This window comes from Halorubrum luteum (genome assembly GCF_054652935.1).
The window spans coordinates 1,397,382-1,423,878 of record NZ_BAAIGT010000002.1; the positions used below are offsets into that span (position 1 = coordinate 1,397,382).

Consider the following 26,497-nt stretch of genomic DNA (forward strand, 5'->3'; position numbering starts at 1 on the left):
GGTCAACCGCCGCGTATGATCACGACCGAGAGAATGGCCGCGGTCGACGCGAACGCCGCGGCGCTCGGCGTCCCGCGAAAACAGCTGATGGAGTCGTCAGGTAACGCGGTCGCCCGCACAGTCCGCGAACACGCCGCCGACGGCGCACGCGTCGAGCTCGTCTGTGGACGCGGCAACAACGGTGGCGACGCGTTCGTCGCGGCACGCTATCTGTCCGAGTACGACCTTCGGATACACCTGCTCGGACGTCCCGCATCGATCGCGACCGAGATCGCGAGGGAAAACTGGGAGGCGCTGGAGCGAGCCGAACTCCCGACACGAACGATCACTGACTCACAGTCGATAGACGGGTTCGCCGATGCCGACGTCGTCGTCGACGCGATGCTGGGCACCGGCGTCCGCGGGGCGCTTCGGGAGCCCGCACGAACCGCGGCCGAACGGATCAACGAGGCGCGGGAGGCGGGAACGGAGACCATCGCAGTCGACGTTCCGTCGGGCATCGACGCCGATACGGGCGATCCCACGGGCGGCGAGGACGCGACCGCCGTGATGGCCGACCGGATCGTCACCTTCCACGACGCGAAGCCGGGGCTCGACTCCCTCGAGGCAGCGGTGACGGTTGCGGACATCGGGATCCCGGCCGCCGCCGAACGGTTCACGGGACCGGGTGACCTGCTCGGTCTCGACCGCGATCCGGACTCACACAAAGGTGAAAACGGGGAGGTGCTCGTGATCGGCGGTGGTCCATACAGCGGAGCACCGACGCTGTCGGCACGCGCGGCGCTGCGAACCGGCGCGGATCTGGTCCGCGTGGCCTGTCCGGCTGCGATCGCCGCCACCGTGCAGGGGTTCTCCGAGAACCTCATCGTTCACGGGATTCCGGGAGAGACGCTCGCGACGGCACATCTCGACCGAACGCTGGAACTCGCCGCCGACCACGATGTCACGATCCTCGGTCCGGGGCTCGGGGATTCCCATGCTGCCCTGACGTTCGTTCGGCGGTTTCTGGAGGCGTTCGACGGACTGGCAGTCGTCGACGCGGACGCGCTGCAGGTCGTTCCGGAAACGGAGACGAGCGCCGAGTTGATCTGTACCCCACATCAGGGGGAACTTCGACGGATGGGTGGAGAGACGGCGGACGACCCCGACGAACGCGCGGAGCTCGTCCGGTCGTTCGCGGCCGAACTCGAGGCGACGCTTCTCGTTAAGGGAGCCAACGACGTCGTAACTGACGGCGAACGGGTACGACTCAACCGGACCGGGAACCCGGGAATGACCGTCGGCGGGACGGGTGACGTTCTCGCCGGGACGGTCGGCGCGCTGGCGGCGACGAATCCGTCGTTTCAGGCCGCTGCGGTCGGTGCGTTTCTGAACGGCCGTGCGGGCGACCTGGCAGTCGAGAATCACGGGTTCGGACTCGTTGCGACGGACTTAATCGACCGGCTCCCGCACGCGATGGATACGGATGAGTGACGACGAAACGGAGCTGACCCACACCGACGACGAGGGGAACGTTCGTATGGTCGACATCGGGTCGAAACCCGACACCAGACGACGAGCAGTCGCCCGAGGAACGATCCACCTCACGCGGTCGACCATCGACGCGATTCGCGACGACGAGGTGACAAAGGGTGACGTGCTGGCGACCGCTCGAATCGGCGCTATTCAGGCGGTCAAACACACCTGGGAGACGATCCCGATGTGTCACGCGATACCAGTGACGAACGTCGACACCGAGTTTACGCTCCACGAGGACCGCGTGGAACTGACGGTCGGAGTCGAAACGACCGGCAAAACCGGATGTGAGATGGAGGCGCTCGAAGGCGTGACCACCGGACTCAACGTGGTGTGGGATATGGTGAAAGCCGCCGAAAAGAACGCCGAGGGAGAGTATCCGGACACTCGAATCAGCGACGTCGAAGTCGTTGAAAAGACCAAGCGAGCCGTCGACGTCTGATCGGAGGGTCGCCACCGACAGGGTCGGTCGGAGCGTATAGGTGACTGGAGCGGGTCAATACCGTATGGCGTCGTCACGCGATGGACTCTCGATACCGCCGGAGAACCGCAAATGGTTTCGTCTCGGAGCCGGCGTCGCGGTTGCGTGGGCGATGTTCACCGTGGCGCTGCTCTGGCTGTTGCAGTTCGACACGTCTCTCGGACTCGCGTTCGCCGTCGTCGGCAGCGTCGCGTTCGGGATCGCGTTCACCCTGTTCGTATTATACGTATACTGATTGGAAATTCGGCAGTCGGAACCGTCTGACCGAGCGGGATACGTCAGGAAGATTTATGACACAACTGTCGAAATGTCCGATCGTATGTACACGATACTGATGGCCGTCGATGGCGAGCGCGAGCCCGCACAGTTCGCGGCCGAAGCGGTGGCTAATCTTCCGGGCGACGCGGACGAAAAGGAAGTGGTTCTACTAAACGTGCAACAGGAGTTCGAGACGGTGGACGAGGGCAAGCGCGTCACCTCCGAGGATATATACGACGAATCGGCGTTCCCGCCGAGCATCGACGTCGCGACGGAGATCCTCGAGGAGGCCGGCCTCGCGGTCACGAAGCGCCGCGAACACGGCGATACGGCGGCAACCATCCTCGACGTCGCCGAGGAGATCGAGGCGGACGGTATCGTGTTGGGGAGTCAGAATCGCTCGCCGACTGGAAAGGCGCTGTTCGGCAGCGTCACCCAGTCGGTGATCCTCGATACGGAGCTGCCGGTCACCGTCGTCAGTCGGGACTAACGGATACGGGTCTTGTTTTAAAAGCGTCGGCGGCGTGGTCGCAGTCAGTCGCCGACCGTGCTCTGTGAGGCGACCTTCCGGTCGGCCATCATCGTGCGCCAGCCGACGAAGATCAGCACGAACGCGGCTGCACCGGCCATCTGCAGCATACGATCCGGGTAGATCATCACGAACGCTCCGAGGAAGAACAGACCGAACCGGAGCGGGTACGCGAACCGACGCTTGAGTCGGAACGGATAGTTGAGCGCGTAGATAACCGTGATCGAGCCGAGCATCACGAGCGTCGCAGTGATCAGCGTGTTGGTGTCGATCACCGTCGACACGAGCTCCGGGTGGTAGATGAAGGAGATCGGCAGGATGAAAAGCGGCGTGGCGATCGTCATCGCGACGCCACAGGCGCGCCAGAAGTTGGCTCCGGCGATCCCGGAGGCGACGACGACTGCGATGGCGACCGGCGGCGTGACGCCCGCCATCACCGCCGCGTAAAACACCATGAAGTGTGCGGCGAGCTCCGGCACCGCGAACACGTTGATGAACGTCGGCGCGACGAGCGTCGAGACGATGACGTACGCCGCGACGGTCGGCATCCCGACGCCCATGACGATACAGACGCCCATGCCGAACAGCACTGCGATGAGCAGGATTCCGCCGGACAGCTCCATCAGCATGATCGCGATCCGGGAGGGGACGCCGGTCGTCATCAGCAGGTCGACGACGCCGTTCACCGCCGCGAGAATGATCGCGATCGGTGCGAGAATCGTCGCGCCGCGCCGGAATCCACCGACCGTGTTGGCGACTTCGGTGATGAACGAGTCGACGACGCGATGGCTCCGCACGCCGGCAAGCTGCGGGCGGACGCGCCCGGTCGACCAGCTGTCGTCGAGTTCGACCCGCGCGGATTTTCCGCTTGCGGTGACGCTATATATCGACTGCGCCACCGGCGTCGTGATCCCGAGGATCACCATCGCAACGATGGTGTACAGCGCCGAGGTCATCACCGTCCACTGGAAGTAGCCGAGCGTGATCAGGAGCACGGCGAACGGAACCCCGAACCGTGTGCCCTGCACGACCTTGTCGACACGAGTCATCCGGTCGTCGAAGTACTCCTCGAAGTCCATGCTCTGCTCGCCGATCTCGTTGACCGACGTGTAGTGGACCGCGACCAGGACCGATCCGACGAGGATCGCGGCGGGGATGAGCCCCGCGATCACGACGTCGATGTACGGGATTCCCAGCACGGACGCCATGACGAACGCCGAGGCTCCCATCACCGGCGGGAGCACCTGTCCGGACGTCGAGGCGGTCCCCTCGATCCCGGCTGCGGTGCGTCCGGAGAGTCCCGCGTCCATCATCGTCGGAATGGTGAACGAGCCTGTCATCCCGGCGTTGGCGGCGTAGCTGCCGTTGATCGAGCCGATGATCGCGCTGGCGATGACGGCCGTCTGTGCCACGCCGGACTCGACGTACTTCGCGCTGACGATGGCGATCCGTAAGATGAGATCGAACGCGCCGAACGCGAACAGTAAGCCGGCGTACAACAGGAACGGCGCGATCCACGCCGCCGTGAGCTGCGTGAGCGACCCGTAGAATCCGGCGAGGTCGGTGAACAGCATCTGCATCATGAAGTCGGTGTCGATCCCCCCGTGGCCGAACAGGCCGGGAACGTAGTTACCGTACACCGCGTACAGCATCGTGCCCCCGACCAACAGGAGGAAGATGTTCCCGTACGACCGCCACGTCAGGTACAGAATGACGGAGACGACGAGCCAGCCGAGACGGTACTCGTAATCGTACGCCCATCCCTGGCGGTTGATGTAGAACCCTTGGTAGTCGGTGTAGATGTAGATGCTTGCGGCTATCATCACGGCCGCCGAGGCGAACAGTATCAGGAGGTCGGCGTAGTCGCCGTCCTCCACCGACTCCTTCGCCTCGCTAAGCACGTACAACACGAGGACGCCCCCGAGAAACAACACCGCGTACTGCGACCGGCTGATCTCCTGTGTCCACGACCACCACAACACGAGCGCCCATAACACGAGCGCTCCGATCGTTACGCTGCGGTCGAGAACGGCGGTGCTCGTCCGTCTGAACGGGGATACAGTTTCTGTGCTCATTGATCGTCTTGTTTTCTGCTACTCATAAATAATACCCCTACTCGAGGGTCGCCCTCGAGGGTCCGCTGTCAGTTGATGTACTCGCCGATCTGGTCGCGGTCGCCGACGACCCAGTCGTCGTCCCAGACGCCCGCCTCCTGGTAGTACTCGGCGGCGCCTGGGTGGAACGGGTAGTCGTCGAGCGCGGGCGCGACGCAGTCCTCGGCGCTGGCCGGCGTGAACCGCTGTTCGGAGTCGCGGACCGTGTCACCGTGCTCGGCGGCGATCCGCGTGAGTTCGCGGACCGGCTCGTTCGGCGTCTCCGGGTGGAACGTGAACACGACGTTGAGGTCCCACGTGACGATCTCGTCCGCGCCGATGTCCTGCCCCCAGTTGAAGTCCTCTTCGGGGTTGTCGTACTCGGTGAAGCCCGCCCCGTCGAAGCCCTGAATCGAATCAACGAGGTCGTCCGTGTGCTCGACGTATCGGACGTCGACCCGGGAGTCGTACTCGACGACCCAGCCGGTGTTGCCGACGCCGGGCGTCCCGTACGCGATCGCGGCATCGATCCGCCCCTCCTCCATGGCGCCGGGCGCGTCCGAGACGTCCATGTCGACGATGTCCATCTCCTCGTACACGTCGGCAGTCGGACCCTCTTCCCACACCTCGAGCGTCGTGGCGCGTGTCGAGAACCCCGGCTCCGCCGGATACACGCTCGCGCCGGCGAGGTCGTCGAACGTGTGGATGTCCGTGTCCTCGCGGGCCATGACGTAGATGCTGTACGGGAACGCGAGGAACCCCTGCCACGGGAGCTGCTCGACGGGATCCTCCTCGAACATGTCGAGGTTGTTCTGGGCCTTGTTCATCGTGTTCGTGTCGGAGATTCCCCCGTCGAACGCGTCGGCCTGCATCCGATACACCGTCCCGACGTACCCCGGACTCTCGACGGTCGCGTAGTTGACGAGATCGCTCTCCTGTGAGACCGCCGCCTCGAACGCGAGGCCGACGTCCATCGTTCCGCCCGTGGACGTCCCGATGCTGATGTCGTATTCGGCGTCATCGTCGTCGTCGCCGGTGTCGTCGTCCCCGGTGTCCATCCCGTCGTCATCGTCCAGCGGATCCTCGTCCGGATCCACGTCGTCGTCGAGACACCCGGCGAGGCCGAGTACACCTACTCCACCCGCCGCCTGCAGGAATCGCCGTCGGTTCGAACTGTTAGTAGCCATGTGTTACAAACGCAATAATGGACTTTGGTTATATATAATCTTCGTTGTTGTATGTTCGATAAGCATCCAATAATATTAATAATCGGAGCTATTCCTGACAGGAATTTGCAATATTATTACACAAACCTCTACGCAGCCGTATAAAACCAGTACACCCAGTGGGTTAACAGTGCTAGCAGTGCGACCGCAAGAACGACTTCGATCGTCCGTACCGCGTACGGCGTGTACTGACGCAGCCACTCCACGGTACGCTCGTACGTCTCCTCGGCCTGCGTCAACATCCCGATCAGTCGGTCGGATATCGTGCGGTCCTCCATGCGACGAACTTGGTCATCGCCCCGTAATAAATATACACGATCGTTCGTCGACGAGGACACCGGAGGGGGAGCGTGAACAAGCGGCGGTCACATCGGCGCTTATTCGAACCCGGAGCCGTCACCGAGCGTGTGCTCGGCGACGACGTCGCGGTCGAGCTCGATCCCGATCCCCGGCGATTCCGGAACCTCGATGTAGCCGTCCTGAATCAGCGGCTCGGTCCGTTGGACCAAGTCGTCCCACCAGTCGACCTCCAGCGCGTGATACTCGAGCACGTCGAAGTTCGGGATCGCGGCGCCCAGATGCACACAGGCCATCGTCCCGACGGGACTACAGACGTTGTGCGGCGACAGCGGGATGTAGTTCTCCTCCGCGCGGTCCGCGATCCGCATCGTCTCGGCGAGCCCCCCGACCGTCGTCGGGTCGGGGGTGATCACGTCGACGCCGTGGTCGTAGAGGAGTCCGGAAAGCTCGTGAACCCGGAAGCGATTCTCGCCGGTCGCGACCGGCGTACGCGTCGCCCGCGTGACCTCCTTTTGTGCCTCAATGTTCTCCGGCGGCACGAGGTCCTCGAGCCACATCAGATCGTACGCCTCCAGCTCGTTCGCGAGCCGTTTCGCGCTCTCGACGGTGTAATCCCAATGGCAGTCGAACGCGAGGTCCGTCCCGGAGCCGAGCTCCTCGCGTACGGCCGCGACCACCTCGCGTTTGTGCTCGATCGCGTCGTTCGTGAGCCGCCCGTTGTACGGGTCGGGGTCGTTGTCCATCTCCATATCAAGGTCGAACTTGAGTGCGGTGAACCCCATGTCGGCGACCCGTCGTGCCTCGCGGGCGTACGCCTCCGGCGAGTACGCCTCCGCGTCGGCGTACTCGGTGAACCCGTCGTCGACCGCGTACGCCTCCCCCGCGTGACAGTCACAGTAGATACGGACCTCGTCGCGGAACTTCCCGCCGAGCAGCTGATACACCGGCAGATCGAGGATCTTCCCCGCGGCGTCCCACAGCGCGATCTCGATGCCCGACGCGGCCGTGACGACCTTTCCGGTCGTCCCGCCGTGACCCGACATCTCCTGAACGATCCGTCGAAACAGCCGCTCGACGTCGAGCGGATTCTCGCCGATGAGGAACCGCTTCGTGTACTCGACGATCTCCGGGACTCCGCCGCCACGATACGCCTCCCCGATCCCGGTGACGCCGACGTCCGTCTCGATCTCGATCAGGTTCCACTCGAAGTTTCCCTCGACGACGCAGGTCCGGATGTCGGTTATCGCGACGTCCCGGTCGTCAGCTCGGTTGGACGCATGGTTGGAGTAGTCTCTCACGTGTACCTCCCGTCTCTCGGAGCCCGGTGATATATGCTCGCCCGCTGGCAAAGCTTTCTCCAAGGTCGGCGCAGGGCGGTGGCGATACGTCGTCGTGACATCCGACTGTCGTGGCATTCGACCGTCGTAGCATACGACCGTCGTGGGATTCGACCGTCGTCGCGTCGACGTGACGGAGTCCGGCTTTCGATGCCTACAAGACGTGCGGATCCATAGCGGCTCACATGGAGTTTCCCGACCGGTCGTTCGTCGAGGACCTCGTCGATCCGCAGCCGCTCCCGACGTTTCACCGGATCGAGAGGGACCCGGACGTCGAGACGCTCGAGGATCCGGCCGCGGTCGCCCGGCGCGAGACCGGCCGGCTTCCCCTCGACCGACTCGACGACGGCGCGACGGTCGCCGTCGGCGTCGGCAGCCGCGGCATCGCGTCGATCGACGCGATCGTCGCCGCCGTCGTCGACGAACTCGCGAGTCGTGGCTTCGACCCCGTCCTCGTTCCGGCGATGGGGAGCCACGGCGGCGCGACGGCGGAGGGACAACGGTCGGTGCTCGAGGCGCTCGGCATCACCGAGGCACGAACCGGCGCGCCGATCGATGCCCGAATGGACGTCGAACGGATCGCGACCGTCGACGTGGAGGGCGTCGAAACCCCGGTGCACGTCGCACGGGCGGCGCTGGAGGCGGACGGACTGCTGGTGGTTAATCGCGTCAAACCCCACACGAACTTCACCGGACGGATCGAGAGCGGTCTCTGTAAGATGCTCGCTGTCGGGCTCGGCAAACAGCCGGGCGCGAACGCGTTCCACTCGACCGCGATCGACCGTGGGTACGTCGAGACGATCGAGGCGTTCGTGGAAGCGATCCGGGAGTCGACGCCGCTTCTCGGCGGGATCGCGATCGTCGAGAACACCCACGAGGAGGTGGCGATGCTGGAGTCCGTTCGAGCGAGCGAGCTGTTCGAGCGTGAGCCGGGGCTGCTCGAACGGGCCACCGAGGAGATGGCCACCCTCCCGGTCGACGATCTCGACCTCCTCGTCGTCGACGAGATCGGCAAAGAGATCTCCGGTGCCGGAATGGACACGAACGTCATCGGCCGGTACCGCGTTCTCAACGCGTCGGATCCGGAGCGCCCGGACATCGATCTGATTTACGTGCGCGGACTCACGAAAGCGACGAAGGGGAACGGGAACGGTATCGGACTCGCGGATCTCACACGGGCGGCGGCCGTCGAGGAGCTCGACCTGCACACCGTCTACGCGAACGCGATCACGAGCGGCTCGCTCGCGAAGGCGATGCTACCCGTCGTCGCACCCGACGACGAGACGGCGCTGCAGACTGCGGCGGGCGCGCTCGGCGCGTACGATCCGGACGCGGTCCGGATCGCGTGGATCGAAAACACCGCGGAGCTCGAGGTGCTGCGAGTGTCGCCCGCGGTCGCCGCGGAGCTCGAGGACGACGACTCAGTGCTCGTCCACGGGACCGAACGACTCGACTTCGAGGACGGCGAGGCGCGGTTCGAGTAGCTGATAGCGAGACGCGGAAAACACGTCAGCGGCGACCGAAGCCCCGCTCAGTCGTCGGCCGGCTCGGCTCCGGAGTCAACCGTCACGGCGATGTCGGCCGCGGCGGCTTTGTACTCGGGGATCTTCGCGCGCTCGTCGAGCACGTCGTTCGTGAGTCGGTTGGCGGACGCGGCCGCGAAATGCGGCGTCGTCCAGACGACGCCCTCCTTGATATCCTCGGTCACCTGCGCTTTCACGTCGATCTCGCCGCGCCGGGACTCGAGCGTCACGGTGTCACCCTCCTCGATGCCGTATCTCTCGGCGTCGTTGGGGTGGATGTCGACGAAGTTCTCCGGGTGTTGTCTGGAGAGGGTCGGGGAACGCCGACTCATCGTCCCCGTGTTATAGTGTTCTTCCAGCCGGGCCGTCGTGAGTATCAGTGGGTACTCCTCGTCGGGCACTTCGGCGGGCGGCTGGTGGCGGACACCCTCGATCTGCCCGAGACCGTTCTCGGTGTCGAAAGTGTCCTCGTAGAGGTACTGATCACCCTCGTCACCGGGCTCGTAACAGGGCCACTGGATCCCCTCCTCGCCGAGCGCGTCGTAGGTCATCCCGTAGTAGCTCGGGCAGACACGTCGGAGCTCCTCGAACACGGCCTCGACGTCTTCGAACCGGAACTCCTCCGCGCCGAACAGGCGGCTCCCGACTTCCATCAGGATGTCGAGGTCGTGTTTCGTGTTCTCGTGGATCTTGCCGACGCCGCGCATCCGCTGGACTCGGCGGTCGGTGTTCGTGACGGTGCCGCCGCGCTCAGCCCACGTGGTCGCCGGCAGGACGACGTCGGCGAGCTTCGCCGTTTCGGTCATGAAGATGTCCTGTACACAGAGGAACTCGAGATCCTCCTTGAACCGTCGCTCCGCGGCGTTGCCGTCCGGTTCGCTCATGATGGGGTTTTCGCCCATCACGTACAGCCCGTGGACCGTGTCGCCGATCGAGTGTGAGATCTCGACGTTCGTCAGTCCCGGCTCGTCCGGGATCTCGAAGCCCCACTCCTCTTCCACCGACTTCCGCGCCTCGTCGTCGTCGACGAGCTGGTAGCCGGGGAGGACGTTCGGCATGGCGCCCACGTCACACGTCCCCTGTACGTTGTTCTGTCCGCGCAGCGGGTTCACGCCCGTGCCGGGCTTCCCGAGGTTGCCGGTGATGAGCGCGAGATTGATCTCGTTTTGCACGTTGTCGACGCCGCAGGTGTGCTGGCTCATCCCCATCCCGGTGAAGATGGCGGCGTTGTTCGCCATCGCGTACTTCTCGGCTGCGAGTTCGATATCTTCGAGCGGCACGCCACACTCCTCGGCGGCGGCTTCCTTGTCGAAGTCCTCGAGCGTCTCCGTGAGATGCTCGAACCCCTCCGTTCGCTCCTCCACGAACTCCTCGTCGATCCAGCCGGCGTCCGGCTCCGCCTCGTGGCGTTCGAGGATCGTCTTGAGGACGATGTTCAAAAGCGGGATGTCCGTTCCCGGGTTGTGCTGGAGATGCATGTGCCGCTCCGTCTCCTCGATGTCGAACGATCGGGTCGTCTTGTTGGCGTGTGGGTCGACCTGGATGACGGTCGCCCCCTCCAGCACCGCCTGACGGAAGTACTGGCTGTTGGCGATCGGATGCTGCTCGCCCGGGTTCGCGCCTTGAATCCACAACACGTCGGCGGACTCCTCTAAGTCCGCCATGCTGTTCGTCATCGCACCCTGACCCAGACTGGTCCGGAGCGCCCAGACGGTGGAGGCGTGACACATGCGCGTGCAGTTGTCCACCTGGTTCGTCCCGTATCGGCGCGCGAGCTTCTGGAGGAGGTAGTTCTCCTCGTTCATCGTCTTCGAGGAGCCGAAAAAGCCCATTCCGTCGGGCCCGTGCTCCTCGCGGATGCGCTCCATCTCGTCGACGATCAGACCGTACGCTTCCTCCCACGTCGCCTCGCGGAACTCCCCGTCCTCCTTGATAAGCGGCTCGGTGAGTCGGTCTTCGTGGTCGACGACCTGCGTCGCTGCGCCGCCTTTGATACAGACGCGTCCCTCGTTTACCGGGGCATCACCCCACGGCATGAAGTTCACGTCGCTCGGGTCCTCCCCCTGACGGACCTGTATCCCACAGCCGACGCCACAGTACGGACAGATCGTCTTCGTCGGTTCCTCCCCTTCACTGGACATAGCGATTCACTCCGTCGTGTGCGGACATATAGCAGGATCTGTGCGTCACGAAGTATGAGTGTGTCGGTGAGTCGGAACCGGGCGTAACCGCGTCCCTCTACCCGTATATAAGCATACACAACTCTATCGAGCGTATCCGCCGCGATCTCGGGCGTCTAACCCCGATTGGCGTGCTTCGCGGCAGGCGAGATCTCGGAACGAGCACGTCGCGTCGATCACTCGTCTTCTCGGGTTTCTTTCATTTCGTGGAGTCGGCCGACGAGGTCGTCGGTGTCGACGTCCTGATCCTGCTGTTCGCTCTCGTCATACGAGCCGAATCCCATGCGCCCGATACCGTTCGTTCACTCAAAAGGCCGGTGACCGATCGGCCGTTCGTGCATCCATGACATGCCACCTCCGTCGGATCCACGCCCCCCGGCCATCCCGTCAGACGCGCGTCCGACGGCCCGTACCGTTTATATCTTCGGAGGTAGTTTCACCGGTGTGTCATTCAGGGGTACTGGTCCGGTCGACGAGCTCTCCGTTCCCTCCGAAACCACCGTGGAGGAACACGATCTGGTGACCGACGGCGACGTGCTCGTCGGCGGGCAGTCGTCCGTCGAGTTCGGGTTGCGCGGACGCAACGTCGCGCTCGGCGAGCGCGTCGACATCGGGAACGACATCGAGGCGGACGGCGACTGCCGGCTCGACACGTGGTGCTCCGTCGACGGGAACGTGTTGGTCGGCGAGGACGCGTATCTCGGTGAACGCGTCACCGTCGACGGTCATCTGATGGTCTCCGGCGATCTGGATATCGGCGACGACGTCACCATCGAGGAGGGGTTCGAGGCCAACGGCTGGATCGTCATCCGGAACCCGGTTCCAACCCTCGTTTTCTACTTCATCGTGCTCTCACAGCTGCTCCGCGCGGGCGAGACCGAGGCCGCCGACGAGTTGGCGGAGGCGCTCGCCGACGGCGACGACGTCAGAGATCCGCTCTTGATCCCACGGAGTGCGGAGGTGTCGGACGACGCATGGCGAGTGTCGACGCCCGCGACGATCGGCGACGACTGCCGGCTTCACGGGAACGTCCGCGCGGAATCGGTTGTCGTCGGGCGGCGGAACGAGGTGTTCGGCTCGTTGCGCGCCCGCGGTGAGATCACGGTTGGCTCCGACACGACGATCCACGGTGACGTTACGAGCCGTGGTGGAACCGTCAGGATCGAGGCCGGCGCGCACGTTCGCGGCGACGTCTCGGCCGGTGATCTGGTCGTTTACGAGGGCGCGGAGATCGACGGGACGCTGCGGGCTCGCGGGGAGATGCAACTCGTCCAGCCGAACGAATCCGCGGCCGACGACGCCGGCGACGAAGCTGAGATCGACGAGACCGACGAGACCGACGAGACCGTCGAGACCGACGAGACCGACGAGACCGTCGAGACCGACGAGACCGACGAGACCGACGAGACCGACGAGACCGTCGAGACCGCGAACTGATACGAGCGTCCACCGTCACCGACTCGCCGCCGATGTCGCCTCGACGGTCCCACCGGAGTTCATTGCTCGCCGGTGATCGCCGGCGGAAAGACGTCTTCATGTAGCGACTGGCAGACGACGTCGGCAAGCGTCCGCAGGTTCTCCGTGTCCTCGCGGTTGTACGACACCAGGGTGTCGAGCGCCGAGTCGTCGCCGCGCTCGTACTCGTGCCAGAGTCTAACCGCGTCGCGACCCGACAGGTCCGGCCGGTCGCGGTCGATCCCGAGCCGCGTTTCGATCGGTTTCAGCCCCCCGGAGAGGCCGAGCCGTTGACAGGGGTACAGCAGATCGAGGTGTGGCGTGTCGACGTCGATCCCGAACGACGTTTCGAGGAACGGAACGTCGAACCGCGCGCCGTTGAACGTCGCCAGCAGGCTCGCGTCCGCGAACTCCTCGCGGAGCCGGTCGACGGTGAGATCGCGACCGGCGACGAGCGTCGTCGTCTCGCCGCCCCGGTGGAAGCTCACCGTCGTCACGCGGTCGCGACGCTCGTCGAGTCCCGTGGTCTCGATGTCGAAGAAGCACGTCTCCTCACGGAAGTTCTCGTAGAGCCGCCATCGCTCGCGGCTCGGGAACGTCCGGTCGAAGTACGTCGCGTCGTCGTCGTCGAGATGCGCCCGCGCTTCCGCGATGAACGACTCGATCCGGTTCGTGGTCGTCGACCCGACCCCCCGGACGTTGACGCCGGGACCGAACTCATCCCAGGTCGTCACCCCCTGCTCCCACAGGCGGCGCTCGGTCGACTCCCCGACTCCCTCGACCGGGATGAAGCTGTTCTCGATTCGCATACCGAGTACGGGGCGACCCGCGGGCAAAAAGCCGACGGGACTCGTCCGGGTGGCTACGCGGGGGCGTCGCCGGCCGTCGGCCCGCGCTCCTCACGACGCGTCGAGGACGAGCGTCCCGTCGACGACCAGCACCTGTGCGGCCTCGAACCGCTCGGTGTCGACGTCGACCAGTTCCTCGGCGCGTTCGGCGTCCGCGGCTCGGTCGGCCGCCAGCGTCTCGAACGCCTCCGAGTCGGCGACCCAGTACCGCGTTGTCGTCGCGACCCGCCCGTCGTCGACGACGTCGTACCCTCGAACCCGGAGCCGCTCCCGCGATTCCGTTCCGAACACGTGGACCCCCGCGAACCGAGCGAGCCCGTCGGTGAGTTCGGCCGGGGTCGACGCAGTGAAACGGTGCTGGCCACTGCCGTCGGGATCGGACGCCTCGAGCATCGATCTGACGACCTCCCCGTCGCGACCGTACGCGACGGCGTCGTCTCGTACCCCGACGGCACCCCCGTCCGACTCGACGAGCCGGTCGCCTGGTGCGTCTCGTTCCACGGGTTCGCCGTCGAGGTCCGATTCGATGGTCGAGACGGCGTCGTCCACGTCGAACGCGCCGTCGACCATCGTCGCCCGTAGCCGTCGCCCCTCGGGGCGCTCCGTCGCGACGTCGACGACGGTCGTGAGCTCCGCCGCGGCGAACGCGTCCGCCTCGAGCGCGTGCGGGTCGTCGTCGATCCGTTCGAGCGTGTCGAGTGCGACGCCGAGTTCGCGGATCGCGGACTCGTGGTTCAACACGTGTTGGACGTCGAACTGCTCCATGAGGAGCGCCTCGTCCGGCGCGTCGACCGTGGGCAACCAGTCCGTCGCGGTGCGGGAGTCGCCGTCACGCGCCGCGTCCGTTCCCGCGTCGTCGCGAGCGCAGCCGGCGACCGCTCCGCTACCAGCGAGCGCGAGGCCGCCGAGGAGGGCTCGTCGGTTCATGCTGTGTATGCCCGTTGAGTTCGCCGCGAACACGAATATGGTTTTTTTTGGCGTCTCCGAACGAACGACACGTATCCATGTGTGGTCGATACACGCTGTTTGCCGCTCCCGCGAGGCTGGCCGACCGGTTCGACGCGTCGTTCTCGGACGTCGAGCCGAGCTACAACTGCGCACCCGGGCAGCGACTGCCGGTGATCACGGACGAACGACCACACGAGGTCACGCGGATGAAGTGGGGACTCACACCGGGGTGGGCCGAGGAACCGTTCGGACTCATCAACGCCCGCGGCGAGACGATCCGGGAGAAGCGGAGCTTCGCCGAGGCGTTCGAGCGCCGTCGCTGTCTCGTCCCCGCCGACGGCTTTTACGAGTGGGTCGATCGAGATGCGTCCGGCGGTGGGAAACGGCCCTACCGCGTCGCCTTCGAGGACGACCGGCCGTTCGCGATGGCAGGGCTCTACGAGCGGTGGGAGCCGCCGACCCCGGCAACGACACAGACCGGGCTCGACGCCTTCGGCGGCGGGAGCGGAGCTGGTTCGACCGATGAATCGGCGTCACTCCCCGACGGCGATGGCAACGTCGTCGAGACGTTCACCGTGGTCACGACAGAGCCCAACGATCTCGTCGCCGACCTCCACCATCGGATGGCGGTGATGTTGGAGCCGGGCGCCGAGTCGACGTGGCTCCACGGGGACCCCGACGAGGCGGCCGCGCTCCTGGAGCCGTATCCCGCCGACGAGTTGACGGCCGTTCCGGTGTCGACGCGAGTCAACGCCCCCGCGAACGACGGGCCCGAACTCATCGAACCGATCGCCAGCGACTGACACCGGCTGGCGGCAGGGGGTTTGTACGCGTCGAGGCCGTACGACTGGTGATGACCGACTCGTGGACGGCAGATAGGATGCCGGACTGCTCGAATCGAACCGTCGTGGTGACGGGCGCGAACGGCGGACTCGGCTTCGAGGCGACGCTGGCGTTCGCCCGAAAGGGCGCAACGGTCGTGATGGCGTGCCGGAGCCTCGACCGTGGCCGCGAGGCTGCACACGCGATCAGGGACGCCATCGGCAACGCGACCGCGTCAGGTGGTTCGGCGGCGGAGAGCGGTACGGGAACTCGGTCGCCCGGCGCGACGCTCGACGTGCGGGAGTGTGATCTGGCGTCGCTGGACTCGATCGCGTCGTTCGCGACGGGGGTCCGTGACGACTACGACGCGATCGACGTCCTCTGTAACAACGCCGGCGTGATGGCGATCCCTCGCAGCGAGACGGCGGATGGCTTCGAGACCCAGTTCGGCGTGAATCATCTCGGCCATTTCGCGCTGACGGGGCGACTGCTCCCCGCCCTCGTCGCTGCCGACGGAGAGAGCCGTATCGTCACCCACTCGAGCGAGGCGCATACGATGGGCGAGATCGACTTCGATGACCTCCACGGCAAGGAGTCGTACGGGAAGTGGGCGGCGTACGGGCAGAGCAAACTCGCGAACCTGCTTTTCGCGTACGAGCTCCAGCGACGGCTCGAGACGGCGGGGATCGCGGGGACGAAAAGCGTCGCCTGCCATCCGGGGTACGCGGACACCGACCTCCAGTATCGGGGCCCGCGCGAGTCGGGATCGCGCGTCCGATACGCGATGATGTGGGTCGCGAACGCGGTCCTCGGTCAGCCACCCGAACGCGGCGTGCTCCCCCTTTTATACGCCGCGACTGCTCCGGACGTGGAAGGTGGCGCGTACTACGGCCCCGGCGGACTGATGAACATGCGGGGCGCTCCGGAGCGACAGGAGCCGAGCGACGCAGCCTCCGACGAGGCTACCGCCGAGCGTCTCTGGACGGTGAGCAAGGAGCTAACGGACGTGCGGTACCCGTTCGATGCGGTCGCGCCGGCGCGGTCCGGTCGGTGACTCTCGGTCAGTGACTCTCGGTCAGTGACTCACTCGGTCGGTGACTCACTCGGTCGCGTCCTTCCACTCGCCGAGCCCGGACGGGTCGAGATGGACGTGGACGTCTCCCACGTCCGCGAGCGACCGGAGTCGCGTGACGAGCTCCGTCTCGATGTCGTGTGCCTCCCGAAGCGTCATCGATCCGTCGACCTCGACGTGGACTTCCACCTCGATGTCCGTGCCGTCGTAGAAGACGGTGAGGTCGTGGACTCCCTGCACGTCCGGATGGGTGCGGAGAGTTTCGACGATCCGGTCTCTGTCGCCTTCCGGCGGCGCCGCGCCGACGAGATACGTCACGTTCTCGCGGGCGACCTCGACGCCCTGATACGCGACGAGAAGGCTGACGACCGCACCGGCGACCGGATCGAGCACGGGAACGTTCAACAGCGCCCCGACGACGCCGACGAGCGCGGCCAGTGAGGTGTAGATATCGTTGAGACAGTCGGTCGCGAGCGCCGCGAGCGCGGTCGACCCCAGCGACTCGTTGACCCGGGTCGTGTACCAGTACAGGACGTACATGTCGGCCATCGCGAACAGCAGCGCTCCGACCAACACCGGGCTCGCGGCGACCTCCGGGACGCCCACAAGCCCCTCGACGGACTCGCGAAGCAGGAGCACACCGAGCAGAAAGATGATCGCGCCGACGAAAAGCGCCGTCAGCGGCTCGATCCGCTGGTGACCGTGCGGGTGTTCGGTGTCAGGATCGTCGTATCTGGAGGTCCCCCAGACGAGGACGACGACGCTGGCAACGAGGTCGGCGACGGAGTGAGCGGCGTCGGCGAGGAGTGCGACGCTGCCGAACGCGAGCCCGGCCGCCCCCTCGACGAGAATCTTCGCCGCGTTGCCGAGAACGTTCACTCCCGACGCACGCCGGAACCGACTCCGCTCGTTCACTCCCGATCGACCGTGAGAACCGCCGGAGACGTCGCCACCATCGGTGTCGCCCACGTCGGATGACTCGTCGCCGTCCGGCCGCCCGGTCATATCACCAGTCGTCCGTGGTGATTCTTAAGTGATCGGAGATGGGGACGCCCGGAGTCGGCGTCGCAGGCGACGAGCACCCGATGAGACCGGCTGCCGTCAGTTTGTCGACCCCGCCGGCGTCAGCTCGGCCGCCTTCGATCGGGCTCGTGCGACGACGGTCGGATCGGCCTCGAAGGAGACGGTGACGTGATCGTCCGCGTACGTCTCCTCGTCGACCGCGCCGTGGTCGTGGATCCACGAGACGACGCTCATCGCCTCGTCTGACAGCGGAAGCACGAGTCGCTCGCGCTCCCAGTCGGGAAGCTCCTCCTCGACGCGGTCGCGAAGCTCGGCGATCCCGGCCCCGGTCCGGGCGGACACCGCGACCGGGTCGGGAGCGACGCCCGACAGCGCGGCTCGTCTGTCGGCCAGCTCGCCCGGCTCAAGCTTGTCGATCTTGTTAAACACCGTAACGATCGGTGCCTCGTTGCGCTCGTACAGCGTGTCGTGGCTGGTGACGAGCTTCTCGCGCATCTCCTCGACCGACTCGCTCGCGTCGACGACGAGCAGGACGAGATCCGCTCGATACACGGATTCGAGCGTCGACTGAAACGACTCCACGAGCCAGTGGGGAAGATCCGAGATGAACCCGACGGTGTCGGTAAGCAGCACGTCGCGCTTCTCCATTTCCGCACGACGGGTCGTCGTACCCAGCGTCGTGAACAACATATCTTGCGACTCGGCGGTCCTCTCCAGATCCGGATGTCGGTCGACGTTCTCGTCGACGTCGAGTTCGGCGGCGAGCTGCCGCATTAGCGTCGATTTACCCGCGTTCGTATACCCCGCAAGCGCGACGAGATCGAAGCCGGACTCCCGGCGTCGTTCCCGTCGTGTCTCCTCTTTCTCCGCGATCGACTCGAGTTCGTCCCGGATCTCCGAGATCTGTCGTTTGATGTCGCGTTCGACGCTCTCGTCGTACTCACCGAGTCCCATGAACCCGGGTCGCTCGTCGCGTTTCGCGAGACTCGCCTTTGCTTCCGCGCGCGGCAGCTCGTACCGGAGCTCCGCGAGTTCGACCTGCAGCTGTGCTTTCCGGGTGTTCGCACGCTGACCGAAGATCTCCAGGATCAGCGTGAACCTGTCGATCACTTCCACCCCCTCGGGGAGTTCGCCGCCGATGTTGAACGTCTGGTACGGGCCGACATCGTTGTCGATGATCACGCAGTCGGCGTCCACGGCGACGACGAGTTCCGCGATCCGGGCGACCTTCCCCTCGCCGAACATGAACGCCGCGTCCTCCGTACGGGTCTGGGTGACCTCGCCGACGACGTCGTAGCCGGCGGCGGCGGCGAGCTTGGTGATCTCCGAGAGGTCCGCCTCGCCGGAGTCGACGCGTTTGGCGACGACAGCGCGCCGTCCCTCCGTCTTCTCGTCGTGGTCGCGCGCCGCGGCTCCGCTCGGCGTTCCCGTCTCACTGCCGCCGGCCTCGAACGTCCCGCCGGTCATAGGAGAAGGCTCCGTGCGGCGTACGCGGCGTGGTGTGCTGCCTGCACTGTTTCGCGTTCAGCTATGCTCTCGACGTATTTAAACTCGGGCTGGAAACTCAGCTCGACGCGGTCCGCGGGCTCCTCGTAGAACTCCCCGCCCTCGGCGACGATCGGACAGGTCGGCGGCTCCGGGAGATTTCCGATCGCCTCGGCCGTCACCTCCAGTGTCGCCTCGAGGGTCGGACCCTCTCGGGCCGCAGCGAGCCCGACCCCTTCTATCGACCGGATCCGCGAGGAGTCGATCCGTGCGTGGACCGCCGCAGCGACCATCAGGTACCCCTCCGCCTCCTCGTGACGACCGCTGATGTCGACGCCGACCACTTCAGGGATGGGTGCCGTCCACCTCGATTCCGCCTCTTCGGATCATGCCCCGGCGTACGACCCCCGACCGCTTGAAGCTTCCCGGTCGACTCCCCCACGGAGGCTGCAGGTATCCGAACCATTACGAGGATCGCGAAACGCCGATACGGTCGTGAACGGCTCTTCCTCGGCGGACGTGTTACAGGATCCGCGGAAGCGCCGATGGGTCGCGTGGGGCGCGCTGGCCGTGGTGTTCCTGCTTGTCAACCTCCACCGGCTCTCGACGGGAGTGCTCTCGGAGGAGCTCACCGCAGCGTTCACGCTGTCGGCGGCGGAGCTCGGGACGGTCCACGCCGCCTTCTTCATCGTGTACGCCATCATTCAGATCCCCACGGGCGTTCTCGTCGATCGCTTCGGCTCCCGATACGTCGGCACCGGCGGCGCGGTGGTGCTCAGCGCCGGCGCGATCGGGTTCGTGCTCAGCGACGGATACCACGCCGCCGTCGTCTCGCGGGGCGTCATCGGTCTCGGCGGCGGCGTGATCTTCGTCTCGATCCTCCGGTTCTGTGCGAACTGGTATCGGACGGACGAGTTCGCGACGATGACCGGCGTCACCGGCGCTGTCGCCGGACTGGGCGCGATCCTCGCCACGACGCCGCTCGCGCTCGCCGTCGACGCGGTCGGCTGGCGAACGACGGTGACCGCGATGGCCGGGGTCGGCTTTCTCGCGGCCGGGCTCGCGTTCGCGCTCGTTCGCGAGTCGCCCTCGGAGGCCGGCCTCGAACCCATCGAGGGCGTTCCCGAGCGGCCGTCCGTGTCGCTCCAGGAGACGGGGGAGCACCTTCGCTCGCTCGCTCGGGACCTCGACCAGTGGCTGCTCTCCGTGGTTTTCTTCGCGACGAACGGAACGCTGCTCACCCTGATCGGACTGTGGGGCGTCCCGTATCTCGTGGTCGTGTACGACCTGAGCGTGGCGACCGCCTCGACGTACACGCTCGTCGGCGCGGTCGGTATCCTGTTCGGCGGCCCGACGATCGGCTGGCTCTCCGACCGGTTCGAGACGCGATACCTCCCGCTGTCGGCCGGCGTCGGGCTGTTCGCGCTCGCGCTCGGCACGCTCGCCGTCGTCGGTCGACCGCCGCTCCCGGTCGTCGCCGTCGTGTACGGCGTGTCCGGATTCCTCATCGGCTCCGGGCTGATCACGCTCACGATCGTGAAAGAGCGGTACCCCGCCGGTGCGAGCGGCGTTGCGACGTCGACGGTCAACGCGGCGGGGTTCGTCGGCGCGTCGATCCTGCCGTGGGCGATGGGCACCGCGCTCGACGCCTATCGAACCGGCGAGCGCGTCGGCGGGACCGTCGCGTACACCGAACTCGGCTACCGGATCGCGTTCGGCATCGTCGCCGCCGCTCTCGGCGTCGCGTTCTGCTGTTCGCTCCTGCTGTGGTACCGGAGTTCTCGCGACGCTAGCGGGTGAATCGGGAGCGCTGCTGACGCAGGAACTGCGGGAACGCTGCTGACGCAAAAAAGCGTCCGAACCATCCAAAGCGCCGACATCCGCACAACGCTGAAAAGCGACCCGCTCGAACGACCACGACGAGAGACCATGAGCCCCTCCGATGCAGGGCGGACGACGCTTCGCCGACGAACACTGATCGGGATCGCAGCGACGACTGGCCTCACGGTCACCGGTTGTCTCGACGACGATCCGGAACCGGCGGAGCCGAACGGCAACGACGCTCCCGACACCGACGACGAACCGGTAACCGACCCCGAGACGCACGAGTTCTCGGTCGAGACGGTCGTCGACGGGGTGAGCCACCCCTGGGGACTCGCCGTCCTTCCCGAGGACGGGCGCCTGCTGGTTACGGAGCGCGACGGGGACCTGCTGTTGGTCGACCGCGCGACCGACGGGGAGACCGCGGACGACGGGGAGAACGCGATCGATACCCCCGCCGTATCGGTACCGGGAACGCCGGACGTCCACGCAGTTGGACAGGGGGGCATGCTCGACGTCGCGGTCGATCCCGCGTTTCCGGACGACCCCTGGGTGTACCTCACGTACGCGGCGACGAACGACGCCGGCGAGTCGGCGACCCACGTCGGTCGGGGACGACTCGACCCCGAGACGCCGGAGCTGGAGGCGTTCGAGGAGCTTCACGTCGCCGAGCCGTTCGCCCACCCGGACCGCGGACACTACGGCTCCCGGATCACGTTCGACGAGGACGGTGCGATGTACGTCACCGTCGGTGACCGACAGTACAAGGAGTTCGGGCCGGACCACGTCTCACAGGACGCGTCGAACGAGCTCGGGACGACGCTCCGACTGAACCGGGACGGATCGATCCCCGAGGACAACCCGTTCGTCGACGACCCGGACGTCGCCGACGCGATCTACAGCTACGGCCACCGCAACGTCCAGGGGATGACGACACATCCGGAGACGGGCGAGATCTGGCAGTCGGAACACGGCGAGCGCGACGGCGACGAGATCAACGTCGTCGAGCGCGGCGGCAACCACGGCTGGCCGGTCGTGCATTACGGCTGTGAGTACGGCACCGACGACCCGGTCGGCGAGCAGCCGCACGAGCGCGACGACACCGTCGATCCGGTGTACTACTGGGAGTGTGGCAGCGGCGGGTTCCCGCCCGCGGGAATCACCTTTTACGACGGCGAGGCGTTTCCGGCGTGGAACGGCGACCTGTTCGTCGGTAATCTGGCCGGTCAGTATCTGGGGCGATTCCGGGTCGACGGACGGGACGTGGCGGCGGTCGACCCACTCCTCGACGGACGAGGGTGGCGGATACGGGACGTGGTCGTCGGGCCGGATTCGGGTCACCTCTACGTCGCCGTCGACGACGCGGACGCGCCGGTCGTCAGGCTGGTTCCGGAGTGAGCGGCCGCGACCCGTGTCGCGACCGTACCAGTGCTCACGGGGCCTGGGAGCGGATGCCGGTCCGTGGAATCCGAGCGTGCGGCGTGACCGAAAGGCGCTTTTTCCGGCACCGTGAGGTACCGATATGATCACGGTCGCGCTGGCGGGCAAGCCGAACGCCGGCAAGTCCACCTTTTATACCGCGGCGACGATGGCCGACGTCGACGTCGCGAACTACCCGTTCACGACGATCGACGCCAACCGCGGCGTCACCCACGTCCGGACCGACTGTCCGTGTCTGGACCGCGACGAGCGGTGCGGACAGGAGAACTGCCGGAACGGCACGCGGTACGTCCCGGTCGAGCTGCTGGACGTCGCCGGACTCGTCCCGGGCGCCCACGAGGGGAAGGGGCTCGGCAATCAGTTCCTCGACGAGTTGACGAACGCCGACGTGGTGTTGAACGTCGTCGACGCCTCCGGCGGGACGAACGCGGAGGGCGAGCCGGTCGAACCGGGCAGCCACGACCCCCTCGACGACGTCGACTTCATCGAGGAGGAGATGGATCTGTGGCTCGCCGGCATCGTCGCCGACAACTGGGAGAGCGTGGAGCGGAAATCCCGCTCACCCGATTTCGACATCGAGGAGTCACTCGCCGAGCTGTTGACCGGGTTCGGCGCGTCCGAAGCCGACGTCGCCGCCGTTCTCCGGGATCTGGCGTACCCGTCGGATCCGAAACAGTGGACCGACGACCACCGCGAGACGCTTGCGCGCGCAGTCCGTCGGCGCACCAAGCCCATCGTCGTCGTCGCGAACAAGGCAGACATCGCGCCCGAGGAGGCGATAGATCGGCTACGAGACGGGACGGAGAAACCGGTTATTCCGGCGACGGCTGACGGTGAACTCGCCCTCCGACGGGCCGCTGAAGCGGGCGTGATCGAGTACGCCCCGGGCGACGAGTCGTTCGCGGTGACCGGCGACCTCTCCGAGAGCCAGCAGGAGGGACTCGCATCGATCGCCTCCGTGATGGAGCGGTTCGGCGGAACCGGCGTGCAGGCGGCGTTGAATCACGCCGTCTACGACCTCCTCGATCGCGTGACCGTCTACCCAGTACAAGACGCCTCGAAGTGGACCGACGGGACCGGGACGATGCTTCCGGACGCGTTCCTCCTCCCATCCGGGTCGACGCCCCCGGACCTAGCGTACGCGGTCCACACCGACATCGGTGAGGGGTACGTCCACGCGGTCGACGCGCGATCGAACCGTCGCATCGGTGAGAGCCACGAGCTGACCGAGGGCGACGTGATCCGCATCGTTTCGACGGCGGGACCCTGAAGGCAGTCGGACGGGTGTGGATCGGAGCCGCCGAGCGAGTCGCCGTCAGTGGAACGACGATGGCTTCGTTCGCCGGCTACGGCGAGTCGAGCGTCTCGACGACAGCTCCCGCGAGCGCCTCGAACTCCGCGTCGTCCGGGATGACGTCGACGTCGATACCGTGTTCCGCGGCCGTCTCCGCCGTCGGCGGACCGATCGCACCGACGACCGCCTCGTGTAACCCCGCGACCGCCGCGTCGCGAACACCACGTTCCGCAGCCGCTTCGACGAAGTGTGTGACGGTCAGCGACGAGGTGAACGCGGCGGCGTCTAGCGCTCCGTCCGCTGCCATTTGGGCGGATTCGCCGGCCCCGTCGGGGCGAGTCAGACGATAGAGAACGGTCTCGGTGACGACCGCACCGGCATCATGGAGTCCGTCGAGGAGCACGTCGCTCCCGTGGTCCGACCGCGCGACCTCGATACGGGCGCCGTCGACGTCCCCGCGAAGACGCTCGACGAGTCCGCTCGAGGTGTACTCCGCTGGCACGATGTCGACGGTCCAGCCGGCGTCGCGGGCGGCCGCCGCGGTCGCGGGACCGATCGCGACGAGCGTCGCTCCGTCCGGCTCCCAGCCGGCCTCCGCGGCGAGTTCCACGCCCGTCTTGCTGGTGAGAACGACGTACTGTGCATCATCGGGGGTTGCACCCGTGGGATCGACTGCGAGCATCGGGTCGGGCACGGGCTCCGCGCCGAGCTTCGAAAGCAGGTCGACTGCGTCGTCGATCCGCTCGTCGTCGGGGCGGAACACCGCCACACGCGGGCGGTCAGTCATTCGGTCTCACCGTCCGGATCATCGGCACTGCCCGCGTCGCCTGTCGGTGTCGATCCCGGCGAGACGGGTGCGGACCCGGCGTTTTCGAGAAACGTGACGACGCGCTCGCGAGTTGCGGCCACCTCGCCGATGACGGTGACCGCGGGCGGTTCGATCTCCTCCGCGTCGCGGACGTCGACGATCGTCTCCAGCGTCCCCGTCGCGACCCGACCGTCCGGCCACGTCGCGCGCTCGATCAGCGCGACCGGCGTCTCCGGATCCAGTCCCGCATCCCGGAGCTCGGCCGTATACTTCGGCAGTTTCCCGACACCCATCAGCACGACTATCGTCCCGCCCGTCGCCGCGAGCGCGCCCCACTCGACCGCCGACTCCGGCTTCGTCGGGTCCTCGTGACCGGTGACGAACGAGACGGAGGACGCATGGTCGCGATGCGTCACGGGGATGCCGGCGACCGCCGGACCGGCGATCGCGGAAGTGACGCCCGGAACGACCTCGAACGGGATCCCCGCGTCTGCAAGGTGTTCGGCCTCCTCGCCGCCGCGACCGAAGACGAACGGATCGCCACCTTTCAGCCGAACGACCGTCTTCCCGTCGCTCGCGAGCTCGACCAGCCGCCGATTCGTGTACTCCTGTGGCGTCCACTCCCCGCCGGCACGCTTGCCGACGTCCTCGCGTTTCGCGGCCGGGATCTCGTCGAGGATCTTCGGCCCTGGGAGCTTGTCGTGGAGGACGACGTCGGCGGTTTCGAGCAGGCGCGCCGCCTTCACCGTCAACAGGTCCGGATCGCCCGGCCCGGAGCCGACGAGATACACCGTTCCGACGTCGTCCTCACGGGTCCGCGTCGGCGGCGTCGTGGCGTCGCCGGTCGCGTCGTCGCTCATGCGTCGTCCCCCTCCTCGGAGCCGCGCATCACCGACTCCGCTCCGCCAGTCGATACACTCGGCTCCGTATCCGCCTCCTCGCGGGCGCGGTCGATCAGTTCCGCTGCGCCGCGGTCGGCGAGTTCGTCGGCGAACGCTTCGGCGGCCTGCGCGTGCGACTCGATCGGAAGGTCACGCACGTCGGCGACCTCCTCGGTTCCGTCCGTCGACAGCACGCGGACGCGGGTGTGGACGTACTCTCCCTGTACGAGCGCGGAGACGCCGATCGGTGCGATACAGCCACCGTTGAGCGTCTCGAGGACGGTTCGTTCGACCGTCGTCGCGATCCGGGTTCGCGGGTGGTCGACCGCGGACCGAACCGTCTCGACCACGTCCGGATCGGTCGCCATCACCGCGATCGCCCCCTGCCCGGCGGCGGGAACGAACTCCTCGCGCTGTAACCGCGTCGTCGGAACCTCGTAGAACAGCTCGGAGCGACGGAGCCCCGCCTCCGCGAGCACGATCGCGTCGTACTCCGTCTCGACGCGGCGCTCCATCGCCGACCGCTGGATATCCGAAAGATCGTCGAACCACTCCTCGACCGTCCGGTCGAACGACTCGTCGGCTTCGTCTCCCGCAGCGGGATCACCATCTTCCGGCGAATCCTCCGCCTGGAGCTCTCCCGCCGCGATCAGCCGGCGTTCGTGCTCCATCTGCAATCCGGGCGCGAGCAGCTTCTCGATCCGGGTGTCGACGTTGCCGCGGAGCGGCGCAACTTCGAGATCCGGTCGCTCCGCTTTGATCTGTGCGGTTCGTCGAAGCGATCCGGTTCCGACGACCGCTCCTGAGGGGAGCTCCTCGATCCCGAGTCCCTCCGGATGCACGACCACGTCGCCGGCGGGCGCGCGCTCCGGAACCCCGGAGATCACGAGATCGCCCGCGTCCTCGGTTGGGACATCTTTCAGCGAGTGGACCGCGAGGTCGGCATCGCCGGAGAGCACCTCCTCGTCGAGCGCGCGAACGAACGCACCGGTTCGCCCGAGCCTGTGGATCAACTCGTCGGAGATCCGGTCGCCACGGGTCTGGACCCGGCGCACGTCGACGTCGCGACGGCGAGTCGACAGCGCGTCGCGGACGGATTCGGCCTGTCGGAGTGCCAGATCCGACCCGCGAGTCGCCAGCGTGAGCGTCTCGGTCATA

At 66.4% G+C, this 26,497-nt stretch carries 24 protein-coding genes; 11 read left to right on the forward strand and 13 right to left on the reverse strand.

Annotation, left to right across the window (positions count from 1 at the left end):
• Positions 1-15 precede the first annotated feature (15 nt).
• The 4 genes from ACYQ0R_RS06920 to ACYQ0R_RS06935 all read left to right on the forward strand — a co-directional run bounded on the left by ACYQ0R_RS06920 (position 16) and on the right by ACYQ0R_RS06935 (position 2,744).
• On the forward strand, positions 16-1,473 hold the full coding sequence (locus ACYQ0R_RS06920) for an NAD(P)H-hydrate dehydratase (RefSeq protein WP_459821902.1): 1,458 nt from the start codon (positions 16-18) through the stop codon (positions 1,471-1,473).
• Complete coding sequence (gene moaC / locus ACYQ0R_RS06925; protein WP_459821903.1) at positions 1,466-1,957, forward strand: cyclic pyranopterin monophosphate synthase MoaC; 492 nt, start codon at positions 1,466-1,468, stop codon at positions 1,955-1,957. The genes ACYQ0R_RS06920 and moaC overlap by 8 nt, the downstream gene beginning before the upstream one ends.
• Before the next feature lie 64 nt (positions 1,958-2,021).
• Positions 2,022-2,231, forward strand: coding sequence for a hypothetical protein (locus ACYQ0R_RS06930; RefSeq protein WP_459821904.1), 210 nt, complete (start codon positions 2,022-2,024; stop codon positions 2,229-2,231).
• A gap of 84 nt (positions 2,232-2,315) precedes the next feature.
• Positions 2,316-2,744: a universal stress protein gene (locus tag ACYQ0R_RS06935; RefSeq protein WP_459821906.1), complete on the forward strand. Its 429-nt coding sequence runs from the start codon at positions 2,316-2,318 to the stop codon at positions 2,742-2,744.
• Positions 2,745-2,788: 44 nt separating this feature from the next.
• Here ACYQ0R_RS06935 and ACYQ0R_RS06940 read toward each other — a convergent pair whose 3' ends face one another.
• The 4 genes from ACYQ0R_RS06940 to ACYQ0R_RS06955 form a co-directional block, all read right to left on the reverse strand.
• Positions 2,789-4,858, reverse strand: a complete 2,070-nt coding sequence (locus ACYQ0R_RS06940; protein WP_459821907.1) for a TRAP transporter permease — start codon at positions 4,856-4,858, stop codon at positions 2,789-2,791.
• Between the two features lie 68 nt (positions 4,859-4,926).
• Positions 4,927-6,063: a TAXI family TRAP transporter solute-binding subunit gene (locus ACYQ0R_RS06945; protein ID WP_459821908.1), complete on the reverse strand. Its 1,137-nt coding sequence runs from the start codon at positions 6,061-6,063 to the stop codon at positions 4,927-4,929.
• Positions 6,064-6,191: 128 nt separating this feature from the next.
• Entirely contained in the window at positions 6,192-6,380 is a 189-nt protein-coding gene (locus ACYQ0R_RS06950) for a hypothetical protein (protein WP_459821910.1), read from the reverse strand.
• A 99-nt stretch (positions 6,381-6,479) separates the two neighbouring features.
• Positions 6,480-7,700, reverse strand: coding sequence for a mandelate racemase/muconate lactonizing enzyme family protein (locus tag ACYQ0R_RS06955; RefSeq protein WP_459821912.1), 1,221 nt, complete (start codon positions 7,698-7,700; stop codon positions 6,480-6,482).
• Between the two features lie 224 nt (positions 7,701-7,924).
• Between ACYQ0R_RS06955 and ACYQ0R_RS06960 the strand changes: the two genes are divergently transcribed.
• Positions 7,925-9,223, forward strand: coding sequence for a nickel pincer cofactor-dependent isomerase, group 22 (locus tag ACYQ0R_RS06960; RefSeq protein WP_459821914.1), 1,299 nt, complete (start codon positions 7,925-7,927; stop codon positions 9,221-9,223).
• A gap of 47 nt (positions 9,224-9,270) precedes the next feature.
• Here ACYQ0R_RS06960 and fdhF read toward each other — a convergent pair whose 3' ends face one another.
• Complete coding sequence (fdhF, locus tag ACYQ0R_RS06965) at positions 9,271-11,403, reverse strand: formate dehydrogenase subunit alpha (RefSeq protein ID WP_459821916.1); 2,133 nt, start codon at positions 11,401-11,403, stop codon at positions 9,271-9,273.
• A gap of 483 nt (positions 11,404-11,886) precedes the next feature.
• Here fdhF and ACYQ0R_RS06970 point away from each other — a divergent pair, with 483 nt between their 5' ends.
• Positions 11,887-12,879, forward strand: a complete 993-nt coding sequence (locus ACYQ0R_RS06970; protein ID WP_459821918.1) for a polymer-forming cytoskeletal protein — start codon at positions 11,887-11,889, stop codon at positions 12,877-12,879.
• Positions 12,880-12,938: 59 nt separating this feature from the next.
• On the opposite strand, the gene ACYQ0R_RS06975 is transcribed toward ACYQ0R_RS06970, so the two are convergent.
• Positions 12,939-13,706, reverse strand: a complete 768-nt coding sequence (locus ACYQ0R_RS06975; protein WP_459821920.1) for a ribonuclease H-like domain-containing protein — start codon at positions 13,704-13,706, stop codon at positions 12,939-12,941.
• A gap of 90 nt (positions 13,707-13,796) precedes the next feature.
• Positions 13,797-14,672, reverse strand: a complete 876-nt coding sequence (locus ACYQ0R_RS06980) for a hypothetical protein (protein ID WP_459821922.1) — start codon at positions 14,670-14,672, stop codon at positions 13,797-13,799.
• 77 nt (positions 14,673-14,749) lie between these two features.
• On the opposite strand from ACYQ0R_RS06980, the gene ACYQ0R_RS06985 reads away from it, so the two are divergent.
• Both ACYQ0R_RS06985 and ACYQ0R_RS06990 read left to right on the forward strand, forming a co-directional pair.
• Positions 14,750-15,496 (forward strand): SOS response-associated peptidase, encoded by a 747-nt coding sequence (locus ACYQ0R_RS06985; RefSeq protein ID WP_459821924.1) that lies wholly within the window; start codon positions 14,750-14,752, stop codon positions 15,494-15,496.
• Between the two features lie 50 nt (positions 15,497-15,546).
• Positions 15,547-16,569 carry an oxidoreductase gene (locus tag ACYQ0R_RS06990; RefSeq protein ID WP_459821926.1) on the forward strand — a complete coding sequence of 341 codons (1,023 nt, stop codon included), beginning with the start codon at positions 15,547-15,549 and terminating at the stop codon, positions 16,567-16,569.
• Between the two features lie 45 nt (positions 16,570-16,614).
• Here ACYQ0R_RS06990 and ACYQ0R_RS06995 read toward each other — a convergent pair whose 3' ends face one another.
• The 3 genes from ACYQ0R_RS06995 to ACYQ0R_RS07005 all read right to left on the reverse strand — a co-directional run bounded on the left by ACYQ0R_RS06995 (position 16,615) and on the right by ACYQ0R_RS07005 (position 19,439).
• Positions 16,615-17,592, reverse strand: a complete 978-nt coding sequence (locus ACYQ0R_RS06995; RefSeq protein ID WP_459821928.1) for a cation diffusion facilitator family transporter — start codon at positions 17,590-17,592, stop codon at positions 16,615-16,617.
• Between the two features lie 96 nt (positions 17,593-17,688).
• A complete protein-coding gene (gene hflX / locus ACYQ0R_RS07000; RefSeq protein ID WP_459821929.1) occupies positions 17,689-19,077 on the reverse strand; it encodes a GTPase HflX in 1,389 nt (462 codons plus the stop codon).
• A complete protein-coding gene (locus ACYQ0R_RS07005) occupies positions 19,074-19,439 on the reverse strand; it encodes a DUF2209 family protein (protein WP_459821931.1) in 366 nt (121 codons plus the stop codon). The genes hflX and ACYQ0R_RS07005 overlap by 4 nt, the downstream gene beginning before the upstream one ends.
• A 151-nt stretch (positions 19,440-19,590) precedes the next feature.
• Here ACYQ0R_RS07005 and ACYQ0R_RS07010 point away from each other — a divergent pair, with 151 nt between their 5' ends.
• The 3 genes from ACYQ0R_RS07010 to ACYQ0R_RS07020 all read left to right on the forward strand — a co-directional run bounded on the left by ACYQ0R_RS07010 (position 19,591) and on the right by ACYQ0R_RS07020 (position 23,626).
• Positions 19,591-20,895 carry an MFS transporter gene (locus ACYQ0R_RS07010; RefSeq protein WP_459821933.1) on the forward strand — a complete coding sequence of 435 codons (1,305 nt, stop codon included), beginning with the start codon at positions 19,591-19,593 and terminating at the stop codon, positions 20,893-20,895.
• Between the two features lie 129 nt (positions 20,896-21,024).
• Entirely contained in the window at positions 21,025-22,314 is a 1,290-nt protein-coding gene (locus ACYQ0R_RS07015; RefSeq protein WP_459821935.1) for a PQQ-dependent sugar dehydrogenase, read from the forward strand.
• A gap of 124 nt (positions 22,315-22,438) precedes the next feature.
• Positions 22,439-23,626, forward strand: a complete 1,188-nt coding sequence (locus ACYQ0R_RS07020; protein ID WP_459821936.1) for a redox-regulated ATPase YchF — start codon at positions 22,439-22,441, stop codon at positions 23,624-23,626.
• Between the two features lie 76 nt (positions 23,627-23,702).
• Here ACYQ0R_RS07020 and ACYQ0R_RS07025 read toward each other — a convergent pair whose 3' ends face one another.
• Genes ACYQ0R_RS07025 through hemC form a run of 3 tightly spaced genes read right to left on the reverse strand, consistent with a single transcriptional unit; the run spans position 23,703 to position 26,496 of the window.
• Positions 23,703-24,437: a uroporphyrinogen-III synthase gene (locus ACYQ0R_RS07025; protein WP_459821938.1), complete on the reverse strand. Its 735-nt coding sequence runs from the start codon at positions 24,435-24,437 to the stop codon at positions 23,703-23,705.
• Positions 24,434-25,318 (reverse strand): uroporphyrinogen-III C-methyltransferase, encoded by an 885-nt coding sequence (cobA, locus tag ACYQ0R_RS07030; protein ID WP_459821939.1) that lies wholly within the window; start codon positions 25,316-25,318, stop codon positions 24,434-24,436. The genes ACYQ0R_RS07025 and cobA overlap by 4 nt, the downstream gene beginning before the upstream one ends.
• A complete protein-coding gene (gene hemC / locus ACYQ0R_RS07035) occupies positions 25,315-26,496 on the reverse strand; it encodes a hydroxymethylbilane synthase (protein WP_459821940.1) in 1,182 nt (393 codons plus the stop codon). The genes cobA and hemC overlap by 4 nt, the downstream gene beginning before the upstream one ends.
• Position 26,497: the final 1 nt, after the last annotated feature.